Origin of the sequence: Pseudonocardia benzenivorans CB1190, assembly GCF_000196675.2 — a bacterium.
Classification (GTDB): domain Bacteria; phylum Actinomycetota; class Actinomycetes; order Mycobacteriales; family Pseudonocardiaceae; genus Pseudonocardia; species Pseudonocardia benzenivorans.
The window spans coordinates 4914339-4934223 of the sequence record NC_015312.1; the positions used below are offsets into that span (position 1 = coordinate 4914339).

Consider the following 19885-nt stretch of genomic DNA (forward strand, 5'->3'; position numbering starts at 1 on the left):
TTCAAGCGAACGGGACGACGCGCGCCGCAGCCAGGTCCTGAGGGTTCGCTGAGCCCCCCAGGTCGGGAGCGGTGGTCAGGCCGCGCGGGTGACTGCGAACACAGGGATCGTCCGGACGCCGCGCGTCTTGTCCTCGTACCCGGCGAACCCCGGCATGACCTCGACCTGTCGCGCGTAGAGCTCGTCGCGCTCCGCGCCGGTGATCTCCTCGGCGACGCCCGACCACGTCTCCACGTTGCCCTTGCCGTCGGCGACCTCGACCGTCACTGTCGGGTTGGCCTTCAGGTTGTGGTACCAGGCGGGGTGGCGGGGAGCGCCGGCCGCCGAGGCGATGATCACGATCCGCTCGCCGTCGGGCAGGTACACCAGCGGCGTCACCCGCTCCTCGCCCGACTTCGCGCCCACATGGTGCACCAGCACCATCGGCCGGCCCTCGAACGGAGCGCCGACCTGCCCGTCGTTGGTCCGGAACTGCTCGATGACACCGGTGTTGAAGTCGCTCAACGTCCGTCCTCCTGCTCGGGTCAGGTGCGCAGCAGCAACACCCACACGGCGATGATCAACGCCGCCGCCGCGAGCAACCAGAACAACGCCGCCCATATTCCGCCGGACACGCCGGTCAACCGGGCGAGCTGATCGGCGTCCGAGCCGCCACGTCGGCCCGTCCTGCGGCCCCGCTGCAGCTCGCCCACCGCCCGCAGCCCCCCGATGAGCAGGAACCACACCATCGCCGTGGCGAACGCGGTCCGCAGGTCGGGTGGGGCGGCGTAGGCGACCGCGGCCGTGGCGCCGCCCGTCGCGAGCACGGCGAGCACCCCGAACGCGTTGCGGATATGGACGAGCGTCACCAACAGCAGGCCCGTCGCGACCCACAGCGCGACGTCCGCGTGCCCCTCCGCGACCGCCAGCGCACCCGCGAGCCCGAGCAGCGGCGGCGCCGGGTACCCGCCCAGGAACATCAGCACGACGCCCGGCCCGCGGCCCCGGCCCGTCGAGTGCGTCACGCCGGACGTGTCGGCGTGCAGCCGGATCCCGGTGAGCCCACGGCCGGTGACGACGGCGAGCAGCGCGTGCCCGCCCTCGTGCGCGATCGTCACGACGGTCCGCGTCACCCGCCAGGACAGCGTCCACACCACGACGGCCAACGCCACGAGCCCGGGGACGAGGACCTCCGGCCGGTCGAGCGCCGTCTGCACGCCCGCCGTGACGACGGAGAACGCGTCGGTGGCCACACGGCCAGTGTGGCACCGGCCGTGCCCGGGGTGGATCGGGCTCGACCTCCGCGGGTCCGACGGCGAGGCGACGCCCTGCGGTGCGAGCCCGGCGGCGCGCCCGCGGCGCCCTGCGAGGCGTGAGCCCGACCCCCGAACATGACGCGGCCCCCCGGCCGCGGCGCGCCGACTGGGTGATCATCGTCCGCGGGACATGAGCGCGACCAGGTGCGCTCAGGTCCCAGGTCCGGCGATCAGCAGCCGGGGCAGCTGCCCTGACCCGGCCCGCAGCGCCCGCCCGCAGCGCGCGCCGCCCGCAGCGCCCGTCCGCGAGGACGGGCACCTCGAGCGGCACCCCGGCCGCCCCAACAGCCTCCGATGATCACCGTCCGCGGGACATGAACGCCAGCACGCGCGCCCACGTCCTTCGTTCGACGACCATCGAGCGGGAGGCCGCGGCCCGCCGGCGGTCACCGCGCACGAGCGAACCACGAAGGGCTGAGCCGCCGTCGTGATCACCACTTCCGGGACGAACGTCACCCATGCGCCCCTGTCCCCCGTCTGACGATCACCGACCTGCGGCTCCCGCGGACGAACCGACCGGCTCATCCGGTCCCGGTCGAGAACATCGCCGCCCAACACCGGACGTCGCGGCTCAGCGCTCGATCTCGACCGGCTCGATCCCTTCCTCGGCGGGCAGGTCGAAGCCCAGCACCTGGCCGTAGAAGCTGAGCTCGGCGTCGAGGGCGCGGCGGATGTTCTCGCCGCGCCGGAACCCGTGCTGCTCGCCCTCGAACAGCAGGTAGGCGACCGGCACGTGACGCGAGCGCAGCGCGTCGACGATGAGCTGCGACTGGTTGGGCGGCACGATCGCGTCCTCGCTGCCCTGCAGCACGATCAGGGGTTTGCCGAACCGCTCGACGTGGTGGATCGGCGAGCGCTCGACGTACACGTCGCGGTCCTCGGGGTAGCGGCCGACGAGCCCGTCGAGGTAGCGACTCTCGAACTTGTGGGTGTCGGCGGCCAGCGCCTCGAGGTCGGCGACGCCGAAGTGGTCGGCGCCCGCGGCGAAGGGGGTGTCGTCGCGGGCGAGGGCGGCGAGCGTCGTGTAACCACCGGCGGAGCCGCCACGGATCGCGAGCCGCTGCGCATCGACCCGTCCCTGCTCGCCGAGCCACCGGGCCGCAGCGATGCAGTCCGCGACGTCGACGATCCCCCACGCTCCCTTCAGCAGGTCACGGTAGGCGCGCCCGTAGCCGGTCGAACCGCCGTAGTCGACGTCGACGACGGCGAAGCCGCGGCTCGTCCAGTACTGCACCCCGACCGACAGCACCGGGGACGCGGCCGCCGTCGGGCCGCCGTGGATGACGACGAGCAACGGCGGCAGCTCGCCGTCGCGGCCACGGTGGGTGACGCTGGCAGGCGGATAGAACAACGCGTGCGCGGTGCGCGGGGCGCCGTCCCCGTCGGTCGACGGGAACTCGATCGGCTCGGGCACCGACAGGTATCCCTCGTCGACGCCGAGGTCGCGGGCCGGTCGCAGCACCTCGGGCTCCGGCGCGCCGATCGTGACGCGCCAGATCGAGGCCTCGTGCGTGGGGCCGCCCGCGACGAGCACGACCGCGTCCGGGCCCGCGACCTGCAGCGACCCGGCGGCCGAGAGCGGCAGGTCGAGCACCTCGACCGCGCCGTCGGGGGCACGGAGCAGCAGCCGGTCGTACCCGGCCCGCCGGGATGCGGCGACGACCCGCCCGTCGGGCAGCGTGACGTGTCGCGACGTGCCCAGCGTCCACCCCGGGACACCGATCTCGGCCTCCTCGACGAGGACCGGGCGGACCCCGTCGTCGGGCGTCCAGCGGTAGAGACTCCACCAGCCGGTGCGGTCGGAGACGAACATCAGCGAGCCGTCGTCCTGCCAGCGCGGCTCGGAGACCGACTCCCCCGGCCCGCCCGCGACGACCGTGTCGACGCCGGAGCCGAGGTCGCGCACGGTGAGGACGGTGTCGTCCCACGGCATCGACGGGTGGTCCCAGGACACCCACGCCAGCCGACCGCCGGTGGCGTCCAGGCGTGGCGAGGTGACGAAGTCGGGGCCGGTGACGAGCACGTCGACCTCGCCGTCGGGGTGCAGCCGCACGACCTCGTTGCGCACCTGCGCCGGCCCACCGCCCGGCGGGTGCTGCTCGCGGACCAGCACGAGTGACCCGTCCGGCGCGACGACACCGTCGGCCCAACGGTCGCCGCGCGGCGTCGCCGGCTCGGGACTGACGACGGTCGGCGTCGCGGAGTCCGGGTCGATCCGGTAGAGCCGCTGGTCGGACCAGTTGGCGAACCACACGGTGCCGCCGTCGACCCACCAGGCCGCACCGCCGTACTCATGGACGGCGGTGCGGGCGTCGAAGCCCTCGGGCAGCAGGTCGGTCAGGGTGCCGTCGGCTCGGCGGCGCACGATCTGCGTCCGCCCGCCCTCGCTCGGCCGGCCCTCGGCCCACAGGACCGTTCCGTCGGAGTCGACCCGCACCTCGCCGAGCCGTACGGCCGCGGCCACGACCAGCTCCGACGTCAGAGGGGTGGGCCAGGAGCCGTACGCCGCGGGAGTCGTCACGGAGTCATTGTGGACGGACGCGCCCCGACCCGCCCGCGCGGTCCGGGACGCTGCCGGACTGCCGGGTGCCTCACCGCGCCCGCAGCCTCCGGGCCTGCCGAAAACCTCACCGTCGTCCAGGGCCGAATCCATGACCGTGACGTTGCGCCCCACACGTCGGTCGCAACGTCACCGCTCCCCGGAGCCGTGCCCACGACCACCAGGTTGCGCAGGCCTCACGTCCACGCGCCGTCCTGAGCCGGACCCGCGACCGCGACGTCGTGCCCGCCAGGAGCCGACGGAAGCTCAGCGCCCCCGGGCGGCCTCCCGCAGCAGTCCGACGGCGCGCGCTCCTGCGCCGGGGCGCAGCACGGGCAGCAGCCCCACCGCCCCGGCCAACCCCTGCCACCAGCGCACCGACCCGTCGATGCGGACCACCCCGATCGCCGGCCGCGCACAACGGGCCACGGCCGTCGGCAGGTTGGGGTAGATCTCCGCGAGCCGCGGCTCGGAGCAGGATCGCGGCCGAACCGGGACCGTCACGCACCCCGGCAGCTCGTGGGCGATCCGGGAGCAGCGCGGGCAGGAGACGTCGTGGACGACGACGATCTCGCGGACCCGGGCGGCCACGACCGTCACGGTCCCGGGGTGACGTGCCCCGCGACCGTCACCGTCATCGACACGGCGAGGGCGACCGCACACTCCAGCGCGAGCAGCAGCCGCACGCCGGCGGCCGGCGCGAGCCACCTCCCGTCGACGGCCTCGGGCCGGGCGGCGACGGTCGCGACCACACCGATCCCGAACCCGGCGGCCACGACGAACGCCATGCCGAACGGCACGGTCAGCGCCAGCGCGAGCGCGACGAGGTGCGGCAGCCCCGACGCGAGCCCGCCCGGGACGCCGCTGCGCATGCCGGTGCCGAGCGCGAACCCGGTGCGTGCTTCGCCCCACTCGTCGTCGTCGGGGACGTCGGCGGGGATGCGCATCGGGTTGGCGGGCAGCGGGAACCCCAGCACACCGGCCTCGCGCAGCACCACGACCAGGGCCGCCGCCCCGACGACGACCTGCGCCACGATCCCGGGCAGCACCAGCCGCAGCAGCGCTCCGACGCCGCCGAGCACCGCGGCGGCGAACGCGACCCCCAGCAGCACACCGACGGCCGTCCAACGCGTCATCGCCACGGCCGGGGTGGTCGTGCTCGGGGGCCCCACCACCGCTGCCGACGACGCGCCTGCGGACGCGCCGGCGACCAGCGCGAGCAGCAGCGTCGAGGCGGCCGTGGCGAGGTTGCGCTGGGCGACGAGCGCGGTCGTCGCCGCGAAGGCGCACACGACGGCGAGCACCAGGCCGGCGGTGAGCAGACGCCGCGACCAGGCGGCGCGAGGCGCGGCGGTCGTCATGAGGTGAAGGGTGCCAGGACGCCCGCGGGTGGCGACGCGCGGCGCGCCGACCCCGTAGCGTGGCGGCCACGCACCCGTCCCACGCCGGGAGGCCAGATGACCGACGACCCGACCCGCGCCGAGCCACCAGCCGAGAACGCCGAGGACGCCTCGCCGGCGCCGGAGCAGGCGGGGACGGCCGCGGCGATCACGCCCGCCGTGCCGGAACCGGGCCTGCCGGTGCCGCCGGTCCCCGGCGTCGAGAACCCGACGGGCTACACCGACGCCGGCGTCCCCACCCTCGACTACGTGCGCGACAAGATCGAGGGCCGCTGGGCGACGTCGCTGGGGACGGCCGAGCTCGCGGGCGAGACCGAGGCCGGGCGCTCGATCGCCGAGCAGGAGGCCGAGCGCGAGAAGAAGGCCAAGGAGAAGCTCGACGAGATCCGCCGCTCGCTGGGTGGCGGCTGACCCGACCGCCTCGTGAGTGGCGATAGTCGCTCCGGCGACTATCGCCACTCACGGGAGGCCGAGGACCCGGCTGCCGTGGCAGCCCGGTCCGAGCAGGCCGCCGACGAGGCGCCGGCGCTCAGCGGTTCTTGTTCGCCGGCTCGCCGCGGCGGAACAGCTTGTTGCCGAGCCAGACGACCGGGTCGTACTTCCGGTCGACGACGCGCTCCTTGAGCGGGATCAGCGCATTGTCGGTGATCTTGATGTGCTCGGGGCAGACCTCGGTGCAGCACTTGGTGATGTTGCAGTACCCGAGGCCGTGCTCGTCCTGGGCGGCCGTCTGCCGGTCGGCCGAGTCGAGCGGGTGCATGTCCAGCTCGGCGATGCGCATGAGGTAGCGGGGGCCGGCGAAGGCCTCCTTGTTCTCCTCGTGGTCGCGCACGACGTGGCAGGTGTTCTGGCACAGGTAGCACTCGATGCACTTGCGGAACTCCTGGCTCCGCTCGACGTCGACCTGCTGCATGCGGTACTCGCCCGGCTCGACGCCCTCCGGCGGCGCGAACGAGGGGATCTCGCGGGCCTTCGTGTAGTTGAACGACACGTCGGTCACGAGGTCCCGGATCACCGGGAACGTGCGCAGCGGCGTCACCGTCACGACCTCGTCCTCGGCGAAGGTGTTCATCCGGGTCATGCACGCCAGCCGCGGCCTGCCGTTGATCTCCATCGAGCAGGAGCCGCACTTGCCGGCCTTGCAGTTCCAGCGGACGGCGAGGTCCTGGGCCTCGGTCTGCTGGAGCCGGTGGATGATGTCGAGGACGACCTCGCCCTCGTTCACCTCGGCCGGGTAGTCGACGAGCTCGCCCTTCTCGGAGTCGCCCCGCCAGACGCGGAAGTGCGCCCAGTAGCTCATGCCCGCTCTCCCTGGTCCGCTCGGTGGCCACCGAGCTCCTCGCCGGTGAAGTACTTCTTCAACTCGTCCATCTCGAAGATGTCGAGCAGGTCGGGACGCATCGGGATCTGCTCCTTGCGCGTCAGCTCGACGTTGTCCTCACCCAGCGCCTCGAGCACGAGCAGGACGTGACGCCAGTCGGCGTCCATGACGGGGAAGTCGTCGCGGGTGTGCCCGCCCCGGCTCTCCTGGCGCTCCAGCGCCGCCTTCGCCACGCACATCGAGACGAGCAGCATGTTGCGCAGGTCGAGCGCGAGGTGCCAGTTCGGGTTGAACTTGCGGTCACCCTCGACGGCGACGGTGCGCGTGCGGGTGGCGATGTCCTCGAGCTTCTTGAGGGCCATCTCCATCTCGTCGGCCTTGCGGATGATGCCGACGAGCTCGTGCATCGTCTTCTGCAGCTCCAGGTGCACGACGAACGGGTTCTCCCCGCCCTCGGTCGCCGAGGAGAACGGCAGCAGCGCACGGTCGACGGCGGCCTCCGCGTCGGACTCGATCACCGCGGGACGCCGTCCGGCGAGCCCGTCGACGTACTCCGAGGCGCCGAGGCCGCAGCGGCGGCCGAACACCAGCAGGTCCGACAGCGAGTTGCCGCCGAGCCGGTTCGAGCCGTGCATGCCGCCCGAGCACTCGCCCGCGGCGAACAGGCCCGGCACGCGCGACATCCCGGTGTCGGGGTCGACCTCGACCCCACCCATCACGTAGTGGCAGGTCGGGCCGACCTCCATGGGCTCCTTGGTGATGTCGACGTCGGCCAGCTCCTTGAACTGGTGGTGCATCGACGGCAGCCGCTTGAGGATCTCCTCCGGCTTGAGCCGGGTGGAGACGTCGAGGAACACGCCGCCGTGCGGGGTGCCACGACCGGCCTTGACCTCGGAGTTGATCGCGCGCGCGACCTCGTCACGCGGCAGCAGCTCCGGCGGGCGGCGGTTGTTGTCGGGGTCGGTGTACCAGCGGTCCGCCTCCTCCTCCGACGTCGCGTAGAGGTCCTTGAAGACGTCGGCGATGTAGTCGAACATGAACCGCTTGCCCTCGGAGTTGCGCAGGACGCCACCGTCACCGCGCACCGACTCCGTGACCAGGATTCCCTTCACCGACGGCGGCCAGACCATGCCCGTCGGGTGGAACTGCAGGAACTCCATGTTGATCAACGTCGCGCCGGCGCGAAGGGCCAGGGCGTGGCCGTCGCCGGTGTACTCCCAGGAGTTCGACGTCACCGAGTAGCTCTTGCCGACGCCGCCGGTGGCCAGCACGATCGCCGGGGCGTTGAACCGGACGAAGCGGCCCGTCGAGCGGAAGTAGCCGAAGCAGCCCGCGATGGCGCCGTCGGCCTTGAAGAGGTCGGTGATCGTCGTCTCGTGGAAGACACGGATGTTGGACTCGTAGTCGCCCGTGGCCTTGAAGTCCTCCTGCTGCAGGGAGACGATCTTCTGCTGCAGGGTGCGGATCGGCTCCAGGCCGGTGCGGTCACCGACGTGCGCCAGCCGCGGGTAGGTGTGCCCGCCGAAGTTGCGCTGGCTGATCTTGCCGTCCTTGGTGCGGTCGAACAGCGCGCCGTAGGTCTCCATCTCCCAGACCCGGTCCGGGGCTTCCTTGGCGTGCAGCTCGGCCATGCGCCAGTTGTTGAGGAACTTCCCGCCGCGCATCGTGTCGCCGAAGTGCACGCGCCAGTTGTCGTTCGGGTTGACGTTCCCCATCGCCGCGGCGCAGCCGCCCTCGGCCATGACGGTGTGGGCCTTGCCGAACAGCGACTTCGAGATGATCGCCGTGCGCTTGCCCTGGGCGCGCGCCTCGATCGCGGCGCGCAGCCCCGCGCCGCCGGCCCCGATCACGACGACGTCGTAGTCGTGGATCTCGACGTCACGGTCGTCGACCGCATGGTTCTGCTGCTGTGCTGAAGTCATCTCGCTCACCCCACGATCCGGGGGTCGCCCCACCAACCGGCGGACACGGCCATGATGTAGAAGTCGGTGATCGCCAGGCTCGCCAGCGTCGTCCAGGCCAGCTGCATGTGCTTGCCGTTGAGGATCGAGACCTGGCCCCACAGCTTGTAGCGCAGCGGGTGCTTGCTGAAGTGGTTGAGCCGGCCGCCGATGATGCTGCGGCACGAGTGGCACGACGCCGTGTACAGCCAGAGCAGCACGACGTTGGCGACCAGGATGATGTTGCCCAGTCCGAACCCGAAGCTGCCGTCCTTGTTGATGAACGCGACGACGGCGTCGTAGGTGTTCACCAGCGAGATCAGGGCGGCGATGTAGAAGAAGTACCGGTGCAGGTTCTGCGCGAGCAGCGGGAACCGCGTCTCACCGGTGTACTTCTTGTGCGGCTCGGCCACCGCGCACGCGGGCGGCGACAGGTAGAACGCCCGGTAGTACGCCTTCCGGTAGTAGTAGCAGGTGAGCCGGAAGAGCAGCAGGAACGGCAGCGAGATCGCCGCGTAGGGCAGCCACCACCAGTCGGGCAGGAACTGGCCGAAGTGCGATGCCTCCGGGTAGCACCCGACGGAGAAGCACGGGGAATAGAACGGCGTCAGGTAGCTGTAGTTCTGTTCGTTCGTGAAGTAGTACGCGTGCATGAACGCGCGGACGGTCGCGTAGATGACCCAGAGGCCCAGGCCGGCGACGTTCAGCAGGGGCGGCAGCCACCACCGGTCGGTGCGCAGCGTCCGTTCGCTGATCTGCGCCCGCCCGGTGGACGCGTCTGTGGTGGATGACACGTCGGTTCCTCGTCTGTTCCAGGCGTCGGCGGTGACTCTCTGACCAGATTGCGCCGCGACGCCGGGGCTGTTGGATTGCCGGAGCCTACGACCTCGCGAGCCGGTCGGTGAGGCCGGGCCGACAGAAGTCCGCAGGTCGAGACACGGGTCACACCGGGGCGGACGATCTTCGGCAACGCCGAACGGCCCGGCCTCCGTCAGGGGTCGGGCTGTCGGCGCGCGGCGCCCTGCGCCGCAAGGAGTCAGGCGCTGCGCCTCCTCGACCTGCGGGCCGCGAGGTAGTCCCGGTTGAGCTGCGAGATGACGTCGAGCGGGATCTCCTTGGGGCACGCGTCGGCGCATTCGCCGGTGTTCGTGCACCCCCCGAAGCCCGCCGCGTCGTGCTCGGCCACCATCGCCAGCACGCGCGAGTCACGCTCCGGCTGGCCCTGGGGCAGCTCGCCGAGGTGGGTGATCTTGGCGCCGAGGAACAGCGACGCGGACCCGTTCGGGCACGCCGCGACGCACGCACCACAGCCGATGCAGGCCGCCGCCGTGAACGCCCGGTCGGCCTGGTCCTTGGGCACGGGCACGGCGTGCGCGTCCGGGGCCGACCCGGTGGGCGCCGAGACGTAGCCGCCCGCGGCGATGATCCGGTCGAACGCGCTCCGGTCGACGACCAGGTCCTTCACGACGGGGAACGACCCGGCCCGGAACGGCTCGACGGTGATGGTGTCGCCGTCGCGGAAGTGCCGCAGGTGCAGCTGGCAGGTCGTCGTCGCCTTCTCCGGACCGTGCGGCTGCCCGTCGATCACCATGCTGCACGCGCCGCAGATGCCCTCGCGGCAGTCGTGGTCGAACGCGACGGGCTCCTCGCCCTCGGTCGTCAGCTTCTCGTTGAGGACGTCGAGCAGTTCCAGGAACGACATGTCCGGCGACGCGTCGTCGACGTCGTAGCTGCGCATCGCGCCACGGTCGTCGGCGTCGTGCTGGCGCCAGACCTTCAGGTGCAGCCTCACTTGTAGCTCCGCTGGGTGGGGGCCACGTACTCGAACGTCAGGTCCTCCTTGTGCAGGACCGGCGCCTCGCCGCGGCCGGTGAACTCCCACGCCGCGGCGTAGGAGAAGTGCTCGTCGTCACGGGCGGCCTCGCCGTCGGGCGTCTGGCTCTCGGCCCGGAAGTGCCCCCCGCAGGACTCGTTGCGGTGCAACGCGTCGAGGCACATGAGCTCGGCCAGCTCGAAGAAGTCGCCGACGCGGCCGGCGCGCTCGAGACTCTGGTTGAGCTCGACGCCGGTGCCCGGGACCCGGACGTCCTCCCAGAACTCCTTGCGCAGCTCCGGGATCCGGTCGAGCGCCTTGCGCAGCCCCGCCTCGGTGCGCTCCATGCCGCAGTGCTCCCACATGAGGTGGCCGAGCTCGCGGTGGAACGAGTCGACGGTGCGCGACCCGTTGATCGACAGCAACGTGTCGATCCGCTGCGCCACATCGGCTTCGGCCTCGAGGACCGCGGGGTGGTCCCGGTCGACGGGCTCGTGCCCGACGCGGGCGAGGTAGTCGCCGATCGTCGTCGGCAGGACGAAGTAGCCGTCCGCCAGTCCCTGCATCAGCGCGGACGCGCCGAGCCGGTTCGCGCCGTGGTCGGAGAAGTTCGCCTCACCGACGACGAACAGGCCCGGGATCGTCGACTGCAGGTCGTAGTCGACCCACAGGCCGCCCATCGTGTAGTGCACGGCCGGGTAGATGCGCATCGGGACCCGGTAGGGATCCTCACCGGTGATGCGCTGGTACATCTGGAAGAGGTTCCCGTACTTGGCCTCGACCGCCGGCCGCCCGAGACGGTCGATGACCTCGGCGAAGTCGAGGAACACCCCGAGGCCGCCCGGGCCGACGCCGCGGCCCTCGTCGCACACGTTCTTCGCCGCGCGCGAGGCGATGTCGCGCGGGACCAGGTTGCCGAACGCGGGGTACTGCCGCTCCAGGAAGTAGTCGCGCTCCGCCTCGGGAATCGCGTTCGGATCGCGGTCGTCGCCCTTGCGCAGCGGCACCCACACGCGGCCGTCGTTGCGCAGCGACTCCGACATCAGCGTCAGCTTCGACTGGTGGTCGCCGCTGACCAGGATGCACGTCGGGTGGATCTGGGTGAAGCACGGGTTGGCGAACAGCGCCCCCTTGCGGTGCGCCCGCCACGATGCGGTGACGTTGCAGCCCTTGGCGTTCGTCGACAGGAAGAAGACGTTGCCGTACCCGCCGGAGGCCAGCACGACCGCGTCGGCCAGGTGGCTGCGGGTCTCGCCGGTGATCAGGTCGCGCGCCACGATTCCGCGCGCGTGCCCGTCGACGACGATCAGCTCCAGCATCTCGTGCCGCGGGTACATCGTGACGCCGCCTGCGTCGACCTGACGCTCCAGGGCCTGGTAGGCGCCCAGCAGCAGCTGCTGACCCGTCTGACCCCGCGCGTAGAAGGTCCGCGAGACCTGCGCGCCGCCGAAGGAGCGGTTGTCGAGCAGGCCCCCGTACTCGCGCGCGAACGGGACACCCTGCGCGACGCACTGGTCGATGATCTGCCGGCTGATCTCCGCGAGCCGGTGCACGTTCGACTCCCGCGCGCGGAAGTCGCCGCCCTTCACCGTGTCGTAGAACAGCCGGTACACGCTGTCGCCGTCGTTGCGGTAGTTCTTCGCCGCGTTGATGCCGCCCTGCGCCGCGATCGAGTGGGCGCGCCGCGGGCTGTCCTGGTAGCAGAACGCGCTGACCCGGTAGCCGAGCTCGGCCAAGGTCGCCGCGGCCGAACCGCCCGCCAGCCCCGTGCCGACGACGATCACGTGCAGCTTGCGCTTGTTGGCCGGGTTGACGAGCCTGACGCCGAAGCGACGCCGTTCCCAGCGGGTTTCGATCGGGCCGTCCGGTGCCGCGGTGTCGGCGATCGGGTCGCCCAGCGTGTAGTCCGCGTAGCTCATGTCGGGCCTCCTCAGACCAGGCCGAAGGTGACGGCGAACGGGACCGCGAGGAACCCGGCCACCAGCAGCGCCGCGAAGACGAGCGCGAAGGTCTTGAGGGCGCGCTGGGTCCTGGCGTTGGACCGGCCGAAGGTCTGCAGCCCGCTCCACAGCCCGTGCCGGACGTGGATGCCGACCGTGACCACGGCCAGCACGTAGAAGATCGTCGCGTACCAGTGCGACGGCGCGAAGTCCGCCGCGACGTTGTCGTAGACCTCGCCGTGCACACCGATCGGGTTCAGCGTGCCCGTCGTCAGGTCCAGCAGGTGGTACACGACGAACAGGGCGATGATCACCCCGCCCCAGCGCATCGTGCGGGCGGCGTAGCTGCCCTGCACCGGCGGCCGGTGCGTGTACCGGACCGGTCGCGCGGCCCGGGCCCGCCGGGCCAGCACGATCGCCGACCACACATGGGCCACGAGGGCGACGGTGAGGACGACCCGGATCACCCACAGCACCCCGCTGTAGGGCACGGCCGGCTCGAGCAGCGTGCGCAGCCAGGCCGAGTAGGCGTCGAGCGCGCCGGCACCGAAGAAGATCTTCAGGTTGCCCAGCATGTGCAGGACCAGGTACAGCAGCATCGCGGCGCCGGACGCCGCCATCACGTACTTGAGGACCACCGACGGCACCCGCCGACGGCTCCTCGTCGGGACCGGTCGGCGTGCCGGGGCGGAACCCCGGGTGCCGGGCCGGTCGGCAGTCGTCGTCACGCGTCAAGTGGACGTCCACGATCGACAAAGGTCCAATGCATGGAAACAACGACAGCGATGCTCCTAAGCTATATCCGTGACGCTGCAGCAGCTTGCGTACTTCCTCGCCCTCGCCGACGTGCGCAGCTTCACTCGTGCGGCCGAACGGATGGGTGTCGCTCAGCCCACACTGTCGCGGCAGCTCAGGGCGCTGGAGGAGGACCTCGGGGCACCGCTGGTGAACCGCGCGCAGGGCGCACTGACCCTCACGCCGGCGGGCGAGGCGGTGCTGCCGCTGGCTCGTCGCATGCTCGCCGACGCCGACAGCGCCCGCGCCGCAGTGGCCGAGGTCGTCGGCCTGCGCCGGGGTCGTGTGCGGGTCGGGGCCACCCCGTCGCTGTGCATCGGCGTGCTCGCCGACGTGCTGCGCGTCTTCCACGACCGCTACCCCGACCTGCACATCGAGCTGTCCGAGAGCGGTTCGCAGCCGCTGGTGAGCGGGCTGGAGCGCGGTGCGCTCGACGTCGCGGTGCTGGTGGTGCCACAACAGGGCCTCGACGTCTCGCTGGAGGTCACTCCGCTGCTGCGCGAGCGCCTCTCGGTCGCCTCGCCCCGGTCCGAGCCCGCGCCGTCGAGCCGCGGCACCCTGACGGTCACCGAGCTCTCCCGGCGGCCGCTGGTGATGTTCCGACGTGGCTACGACCTGCGGGAGGTGACGCTGCGCGCCTACGCCGATGCCGGCGTCGAGCCGCGGTTCGCCGTCGAGGGTGGGGAGATGGACGCGGTGTTGCGGCTGGTGGAGACCGGTACCGGGGTCGCCGTCGTACCGGACCTCGTGTTCGCGGGGCGTCCCAGGCTCCGACGCACGGCCCTCACCCCGCCGCTGTACCGCACGGTCGCCCTCGCCCGCCGGGTCGATATCGCCCCGACCCCCGCCGTCCAGGCGTTCCGCGACACGCTGCTGGAGTTCGTCGCCGAGACCGAGCGGATCGGCGGGTCCGACACCGACGTCCAGGTCCTGCACCGCCCCGGACCGTCCTGAGACGGGCCGCCGCGGCGCCACGCAGCGTCGGCGACGTCATGATCACCGCGTGCGGGACCTGGACGCACATCACGGCGCTCATGTCCCGTTTTCGGCGATCACCTCACGCGTCGACCCACGAAGCCGCAGCCTCGCTCGCGACACACGATCGGCCCGGCACTACGCAGCGGAGCTCGACCTGAGCGCGCCCGACCTGAGCGCGATCCCAGCGGGCGGAGGCACACATACGGGGCCTCCATGATCGCCGTTCGAGGGACCTCAGCGACACCTCCGGCGCTCATGTCCCGCCTTCGACGATCACCGTCGGCAGCACCGCCCGCAACCGCACCTTCCGGGACCGGGCACCTCGCGACCGGCCCAGCGTGACGCCGAGGCTGCGCACGCCCCGCCGCTACGGTCGCGCACCGCGTCCACACATCGCACGACGTCCATGATCCGCGTCCACGGGAGCGGAGCGACACGCATGGCGTTCGTGTCCCCTATTCGGCGATCACCGTCGGAAGCGCGGGCGCAACCGCACCGTCGGGGCCGCCAGCTCGCGGCTCGGCGCGGCATGACGCCGACGCTGCGCACGACCCTGCGCCAGGAGCCGCGCATTCGCGGCGCCCGCGACCAGCAGCGGCGACCGATGACACCTCGGCGCTCTCGTCCCGCAGCGGTTCCCCTGCGCGACTGGAGGCAGGCCGGACCCTTCCCGCGGCCCGCGACGTCAGGAGCCGTCGTCGGTGGGGATCTGTTCCGCGAGTTCGGCCGCATGCTCGGCGACGGCCTCGCGGACGACGCGGTAGGCGATGCCCGCGGGGTAGCCCTTGCGCGCCAGCATCCCGAGCAGGCGGCGGGCCGTCGACTCGTCGGGGACGCCCGGTCGGGTGCGGAGCTTCCGGTCGACCAGGGCGCGGGCGCGGGCCTCCTCGGAGGCGTCGTCGACCTCCGCGAGCGCCTCGCCCGCGGTCTCGGAGTCGACGCCCTTGCGCCGCAGCTCGACCGCGATGGCCCGGCGCCCCAGGCCGCTGTAGGTGTGCCGGGACCGGACCCACTGGTCGGCGAAGGCCTTGTCGTCGATGAGGCCGACCTCGCCGAAACGCTCCAGCACGACATCCGCGGCGTCGTCGGGGATGCCCTTGCGGCGCAATGCCTGAGCGAGCTCCTGACGGGTCCGCGACCGCGATTCGAGCAGGCGCAGACAGATCGTCCGGGCCGCTGCGACCGGATCGGCAGGAGGCTCGGGGGGCTGATCGGTTCGGGAACGACGGCGGGACGCCGCGTCGCCCCGTCCCCGCCGGGACGTGCCCCGATCCAACGGGGCGCCGGCATCGTCGAACGTGCGGGCATCGTCGAACGTGCGGGCATAGTCGGCGGAGGGCTCGGCACTCGATGATCCCCGCGTGGCGCGAGGCGGACGATCCGGCCGGGATCGCGTGCCTGTGCGACCGGCCTCCATCGAGGCTGCCGGGGCGCCGGGGAATGCGTCCTGCGGCTCGGTCGAGCGGCCGGCTCGCCGCGCCCCCCCGCTGGACGGGTCGGTACGGCGCGTGCGTCGACGGTCGGCGGTGCGAGGCGCGGGGCCGAGCAGGTCGGCAGCGCGACGAACGACGGGTCCGGCGCCGCCGGTGGATGCAGGGCCCAGCAGGTCGGACAGGCTCGCGATCGTCACCGCGGGCGCCGGTTCGTCGCCGGCCCAGTCGCCGCCTGAGTCATTGCCCGAGTCATTGCCCGGGCCGACGGCCGGCTCGCCGGCGGTCGATCGGCCGCGCGGCTCGTCGTCGGCGCCGATGCCCGGCCCGTCGGTGAGGTCGAGTCCGACCTGGCGAACGTGCCGAGGGGCGGCCGCGTCGTCGTCGGACCCGTCCGGACCGAGCTCGGCGACCTGCACAGGCACACCAGCGGTCGAGTCCTCTGCCGGGGCGTCGGTGCTGTCGACGTCCCGGTCAAGATCCAGCGACGCGAGCGCGATCACCTGCCGCGGACCGCTGGACGGCACCTGACGTCCGCTGCCGTCGGGGGCCAGGCCGGAGTCGTGCGAGTCGGGCACCCGATCAGAAGTCGACCGGGGCGGGCAGCGGCTCGACCTCGTCGGCGTCGAGCACCGCGCCGATACCGAGCTTCTCCTTGATGCGCTTCTCGACCTCGGCCGCGATGTCCGGGTTCTCCTTCAGGAACTTGCGGGCGTTCTCCTTGCCCTGCCCCATCTGGTCGCCCTCGTAGGTGTACCAGGCACCGGACTTGCGAATGATCCCCTGCTCGACGCCCACGTCGATCAGCGAGCCCTCGCGGCTGATGCCGACGCCGTAGAGCACGTCGAACTCCGCCTGCTTGAACGGCGGGGCCACCTTGTTCTTCACGACCTTGACCCGGGTGCGGCTGCCGACCATGTCGGTGCCGTCCTTGAGGGTCTCGATACGGCGGATGTCGAGGCGCACGGAGGCGTAGAACTTCAGCGCCTTGCCGCCGGTCGTGGTCTCCGGCGAGCCGAACATGACGCCGATCTTCTCGCGCAGCTGGTTGATGAAGATCGCAGTGGTGCCGGAGTTGCTCAGCGCGCCGGTGATCTTGCGCAGTGCCTGGCTCATGAGCCGCGCCTGCAGGCCGACGTGGCTGTCGCCCATCTCGCCCTCGATCTCGGCGCGCGGCACGAGCGCGGCCACCGAGTCGATGACGATGATGTCGAGCGCGCCGGAGCGGATCAGCATGTCGGCGATCTCGAGTGCCTGCTCACCGGTGTCGGGCTGGGACACCAGCAGCGCGTCGGTGTCGACACCCAGCGCCTTCGCGTACTCGGGGTCGAGCGCGTGCTCGGCGTCGATGAAGGCGGCGATGCCGCCCGAGGCCTGGGCGCTGGCCACGGCGTGCAGGGCGACCGTGGTCTTACCGCTGGACTCCGGGCCGTAGATCTCCACGACCCGGCCACGCGGCAGGCCCCCGACACCCAGCGCCACGTCGAGCGCGATGGAGCCGGTGGGGATGACGCCGATGGGCGGACGCGTGTCATCGCCCAGCCGCATCACCGATCCCTTGCCGTGGTTCTTCTCGATCTGGGCGAGGGCGAGCTCGAGGGCCTTCTCGCGGTCGGGTGCGGTCATCTCGGTCTGCCACCTCGCTGATGCGCTCTCGTGGGCGTTGCGGGACTGTGCCGGCGCCTTGGCCGATGTCTTGCGGGGAGCCACGGTCGAACCGTATTGGGTCCGTCCGACAGTTCCGTCCTGCACGTCCTCGCTGTGGACAACGAGCGACGCTGTGGACAGAGGCTATACGAACACCTGTTCGAGTTCGGTGCCGACACGCCGATCGGCTATCGTGCCGCGCCGAGCGGCGCATGTCGGTCCGGGAACCGCCGCGGCGGCGCCGCCCAGGCCCCGGGGCAACGCGCTCCGTCGGCGCAACTGCACCGGCAGCGCCGTCAGCACCGGCAGCACCGTCAGCACCGGCAGCGCCCGTCAGCGCCGTTCCCGCGGCACGTCGTAGACCTCACAGACCGCGAGCCAGACCCGCTTCGGGTCGATCCCCGCCTCGATCGCCTCCTCGACGGTGCGGCCTTCGAGCTGGGCGAACACGTGGTCCTTGGCCAGCGACCCCGCACGCACGGCCCCGAACTCCTCCTCCATCAGCTCGCGGAAGTGACTCAGTCGCACCCGGCGAGGGTAACTCGCAGCTGCATCCGCACCCGGACGCGTGCGACGCTCCGTTCGTGCGTGATGATCTGGTTCGGCAGCTGTGGACCCTGCTCGGCGGCGCGGCCGGGGAGTGCGACCGGCTGACCGTCACCGGCCCGACGGCGACGTTGTCCTCGCGGTTCCCCGTCACCGACGCGGGTGCCGCAGCCGTCGGGGCCGCCCTGCTGGCCGCGACGGCGGACCCGGACGGCGGCGTGGGGCGGCCCGTCGGCCTCGACACGCGCCAGCTCGCGGTGGCGCTGACGAGCGAGCGGCACCTGCTGCACGACGGCGTGAGCCCCGGCAACCCGTTCGATCCCCTGTCGACGTTCCACCGCACCGCCGACGGCTGGCTGCGGTTGCACGCGAACTACCCCTGGCACCGCGCGGCCGCCCGCAGGGTCCTCGACCTCCCCGACGACGCGGGTCCCGGCGACGTCGCCGCCGCCGCCCGGCACTGGCGGTCCGAGGAGCTGGAGACCGCCGTCCACGAGGGTGGCGGGGTCGCGGCGGCGGTCCGCACGGAGAAGGAGTGGCAGGCCACGCCCGCCGGCGCCGCGGCCGCAGGCCTGCCCCTGGTCGGGCGGCACGACCTCGCCGACGCGCCGCCCCGGCCCCGCCGCGCCCGCACCCGGGTACTGGACCTGACGAGGGTGATCGCGGGGCCCGTCGCGACCAGGACGCTGGCCGCGCACGGCGCCGAGGTACTACGGATCGACCCGCCCGACCGCCCGGAGCTGCGCACCCAGACCTGGGAGGCGCTGCCCGGCAAGCACAGCGCTGTGCTCGACCTCGCGACGAACCCCGAGCGGCTGGAGGCCCTGCTGGCGGGCGCGGACGTCGTGGTCAGCGGGTACCGCCCGCACGCGCTCGACCGGTTCGGGCTCGCCCCCGAGGCACTGGCGGCGCGGTTCCCCGGGCTCGTCGTCGTGACGCTCTCGGCGTGGGGCGACGAGGGGCCGTGGGCCGGGCGGCGCGGGTTCGACAGCCTCGTCCAGGCGGCCTGCGGGATCGGCGAGACCGAGCGTCGCGACCCCGATCCGGCCACGCCGCCCGGTGTCCTGCCCGCGCAGGTCCTCGACCACGCGACCGGCTACCTGGGCGCCGCGGCCGCGCTCCTCGCGCTGGCCCGGCAGCGCCGCGTGGGAGGCACCCCGCACGTCCGGCTGGCGCTGGCGGCGACCGCGACGTGGCTGCAGTCGCTCCCCCGTCCCGACGACACGGACGGCGGCACCGAACCCGTCGACGCCCGGCCGTGGCTCGAGCAGGTCGAGGCGCCCGACGGCGTGCTCACCCTCGCATCGCCGCCCGGGACCGTCGACGGCACGAGGCTGCACTGGCCCTCGCCCGCCCCGGCCTACGGCGCCGCGGCCGCGACGTGGCCGTCGGACGCGGACCCGTCGTAGCCTGTCCGATGTGCCGGTATCCGTGCTGACGACGGTCCTCGCCCAGAGCGGCGACCCGACGGGCCTGTCGTCGGGCCTCGGCCGGATCGTGGTCCTGCTGGCGCTGCTGGCGTCGTTGATCCTGCTCCTGCGCTGGTACAACCAGCAGCGCAAACGCTGAGCCCCGTGGCGCTCACGCGGCAGCGGCGACGACCCGCGCGGCGGCCTTCCGGGCCGCGGTGAGGATGCTCGGGTCCCCGCCCGCCGTCGCGACGACCGTCGCCCCCTCGTAGAGCAGGTGCAGCTCCGCGGCCACCTGGTCGGGCTCGGCGAGCCCCGCGTCCCGCGCCAGGTCGGCGAACAGCTCACGGGTCCACGCCTTCTCGGCACGGATGACCGCGATCGCCGGGTGGTCCGTGCCCCCGACCTCGGCGTAGGCGTTGACGAACCCGCATCCCCGGGACTGCGCGCGCAGCCACGACTCGAGCGCGTCGTACACGGCGAGCAGCCGCTCCCGGCCGGGGGGCACCCCCTCCACCCGGGCGGCGACGTGGGCGCGGACGCGGTGCGCGCGCCGCCGCAGGTAGAGGGCGACGAGCTCGTCCTTGGAGCCGAAACGGTCGTAGAGCGTCTTCTTCGTCGTACCGGCCCGCTCCGCGATGAGGTCGACCCCGACGGCCCGGATGCCGTGCTCGTAGAACAGCTCCGACGCGGCGTCGAGCAGGCGGCGACCTGCCGGGGTCAGCTCCGGGACGGGCTGCATCCCGGCGATCTCCGCCAGCGACTCCACGGTGGTCATGCGGTGCTCCTCACGTCTCCACTGCAAGTATACAGACCGGTATGGTTACGTCGC

19 protein-coding genes are annotated in these 19885 nt (G+C 72.5%); 4 read left to right on the forward strand and 15 right to left on the reverse strand.

The window, feature by feature from the left end; translation table 11 throughout:
* Positions 1–75: 75 nt before the first annotated feature.
* From PSED_RS23045 to PSED_RS23065, 5 genes are all read right to left on the reverse strand, one after another.
* On the reverse strand, positions 76–504 hold the full coding sequence (locus tag PSED_RS23045) for a nitroreductase/quinone reductase family protein (RefSeq protein ID WP_013676648.1): 429 nt from the start codon (positions 502–504) through the stop codon (positions 76–78).
* A 20-nt stretch (positions 505–524) separates the two neighbouring features.
* Positions 525–1232: a M50 family metallopeptidase gene (locus PSED_RS23050; protein WP_013676649.1), complete on the reverse strand. Its 708-nt coding sequence runs from the start codon at positions 1230–1232 to the stop codon at positions 525–527.
* Between the two features lie 634 nt (positions 1233–1866).
* A complete protein-coding gene (locus PSED_RS23055; protein ID WP_013676650.1) occupies positions 1867–3816 on the reverse strand; it encodes a S9 family peptidase in 1950 nt (649 codons plus the stop codon).
* Positions 3817–4101: 285 nt separating this feature from the next.
* A complete protein-coding gene (locus PSED_RS23060; protein ID WP_013676651.1) occupies positions 4102–4434 on the reverse strand; it encodes a hypothetical protein in 333 nt (110 codons plus the stop codon).
* Entirely contained in the window at positions 4431–5195 is a 765-nt protein-coding gene (locus tag PSED_RS23065) for a hypothetical protein (RefSeq protein ID WP_013676652.1), read from the reverse strand. The genes PSED_RS23060 and PSED_RS23065 overlap by 4 nt, the downstream gene beginning before the upstream one ends.
* 96 nt (positions 5196–5291) lie before the next feature.
* Between PSED_RS23065 and PSED_RS23070 the strand changes: the two genes are divergently transcribed.
* Complete coding sequence (locus PSED_RS23070; RefSeq protein ID WP_013676653.1) at positions 5292–5645, forward strand: hypothetical protein; 354 nt, start codon at positions 5292–5294, stop codon at positions 5643–5645.
* Between the two features lie 118 nt (positions 5646–5763).
* Here the strand turns inward: PSED_RS23070 and PSED_RS23075 are convergent, their stop codons facing one another.
* From PSED_RS23075 to PSED_RS23100, 6 genes are all read right to left on the reverse strand, one after another.
* A complete protein-coding gene (locus tag PSED_RS23075; RefSeq protein WP_013676654.1) occupies positions 5764–6534 on the reverse strand; it encodes a succinate dehydrogenase/fumarate reductase iron-sulfur subunit in 771 nt (256 codons plus the stop codon).
* Positions 6531–8477 carry a fumarate reductase/succinate dehydrogenase flavoprotein subunit gene (locus PSED_RS23080; protein WP_013676655.1) on the reverse strand — a complete coding sequence of 649 codons (1947 nt, stop codon included), beginning with the start codon at positions 8475–8477 and terminating at the stop codon, positions 6531–6533. The genes PSED_RS23075 and PSED_RS23080 overlap by 4 nt, the downstream gene beginning before the upstream one ends.
* Before the next feature lie 5 nt (positions 8478–8482).
* Positions 8483–9289 carry a hypothetical protein gene (locus PSED_RS23085; protein WP_013676656.1) on the reverse strand — a complete coding sequence of 269 codons (807 nt, stop codon included), beginning with the start codon at positions 9287–9289 and terminating at the stop codon, positions 8483–8485.
* Between the two features lie 242 nt (positions 9290–9531).
* Positions 9532–10287: a succinate dehydrogenase/fumarate reductase iron-sulfur subunit gene (locus tag PSED_RS23090; protein ID WP_013676657.1), complete on the reverse strand. Its 756-nt coding sequence runs from the start codon at positions 10285–10287 to the stop codon at positions 9532–9534.
* Complete coding sequence (locus PSED_RS23095) at positions 10284–12227, reverse strand: fumarate reductase/succinate dehydrogenase flavoprotein subunit (protein WP_013676658.1); 1944 nt, start codon at positions 12225–12227, stop codon at positions 10284–10286. Before PSED_RS23095 ends, PSED_RS23090 begins: the two co-directional genes overlap by 4 nt.
* Positions 12228–12238: 11 nt before the next feature.
* The gene (locus PSED_RS23100; RefSeq protein WP_013676659.1) at positions 12239–12895 is read right to left on the reverse strand and encodes a succinate dehydrogenase cytochrome b subunit; all 657 of its coding nucleotides are present in this window, start codon (positions 12893–12895) and stop codon (positions 12239–12241) included.
* Between the two features lie 157 nt (positions 12896–13052).
* On the opposite strand from PSED_RS23100, the gene PSED_RS23105 reads away from it, so the two are divergent.
* Positions 13053–13997, forward strand: coding sequence for a LysR family transcriptional regulator (locus PSED_RS23105; RefSeq protein ID WP_013676660.1), 945 nt, complete (start codon positions 13053–13055; stop codon positions 13995–13997).
* 709 nt (positions 13998–14706) lie between these two features.
* On the opposite strand, the gene recX is transcribed toward PSED_RS23105, so the two are convergent.
* The 3 genes from recX to PSED_RS23120 all read right to left on the reverse strand — a co-directional run bounded on the left by recX (position 14707) and on the right by PSED_RS23120 (position 17626).
* Positions 14707–15438, reverse strand: a complete 732-nt coding sequence (recX, locus tag PSED_RS23110; protein ID WP_083845474.1) for a recombination regulator RecX — start codon at positions 15436–15438, stop codon at positions 14707–14709.
* Positions 15439–16033: 595 nt separating this feature from the next.
* Complete coding sequence (recA, locus tag PSED_RS23115) at positions 16034–17077, reverse strand: recombinase RecA (protein WP_013676662.1); 1044 nt, start codon at positions 17075–17077, stop codon at positions 16034–16036.
* A 354-nt stretch (positions 17078–17431) separates the two neighbouring features.
* Entirely contained in the window at positions 17432–17626 is a 195-nt protein-coding gene (locus PSED_RS23120) for a DUF3046 domain-containing protein (RefSeq protein ID WP_013676663.1), read from the reverse strand.
* Between the two features lie 56 nt (positions 17627–17682).
* Between PSED_RS23120 and PSED_RS23125 the strand changes: the two genes are divergently transcribed.
* Positions 17683–19053 carry a CoA transferase gene (locus PSED_RS23125; RefSeq protein WP_013676664.1) on the forward strand — a complete coding sequence of 457 codons (1371 nt, stop codon included), beginning with the start codon at positions 17683–17685 and terminating at the stop codon, positions 19051–19053.
* A gap of 10 nt (positions 19054–19063) precedes the next feature.
* Positions 19064–19213 carry a hypothetical protein gene (locus PSED_RS23130; protein WP_013676665.1) on the forward strand — a complete coding sequence of 50 codons (150 nt, stop codon included), beginning with the start codon at positions 19064–19066 and terminating at the stop codon, positions 19211–19213.
* Between the two features lie 12 nt (positions 19214–19225).
* Here PSED_RS23130 and PSED_RS23135 read toward each other — a convergent pair whose 3' ends face one another.
* Positions 19226–19831: a TetR/AcrR family transcriptional regulator gene (locus PSED_RS23135; protein WP_013676666.1), complete on the reverse strand. Its 606-nt coding sequence runs from the start codon at positions 19829–19831 to the stop codon at positions 19226–19228.
* Between the last annotated feature and the right edge of the window lie 54 nt (positions 19832–19885).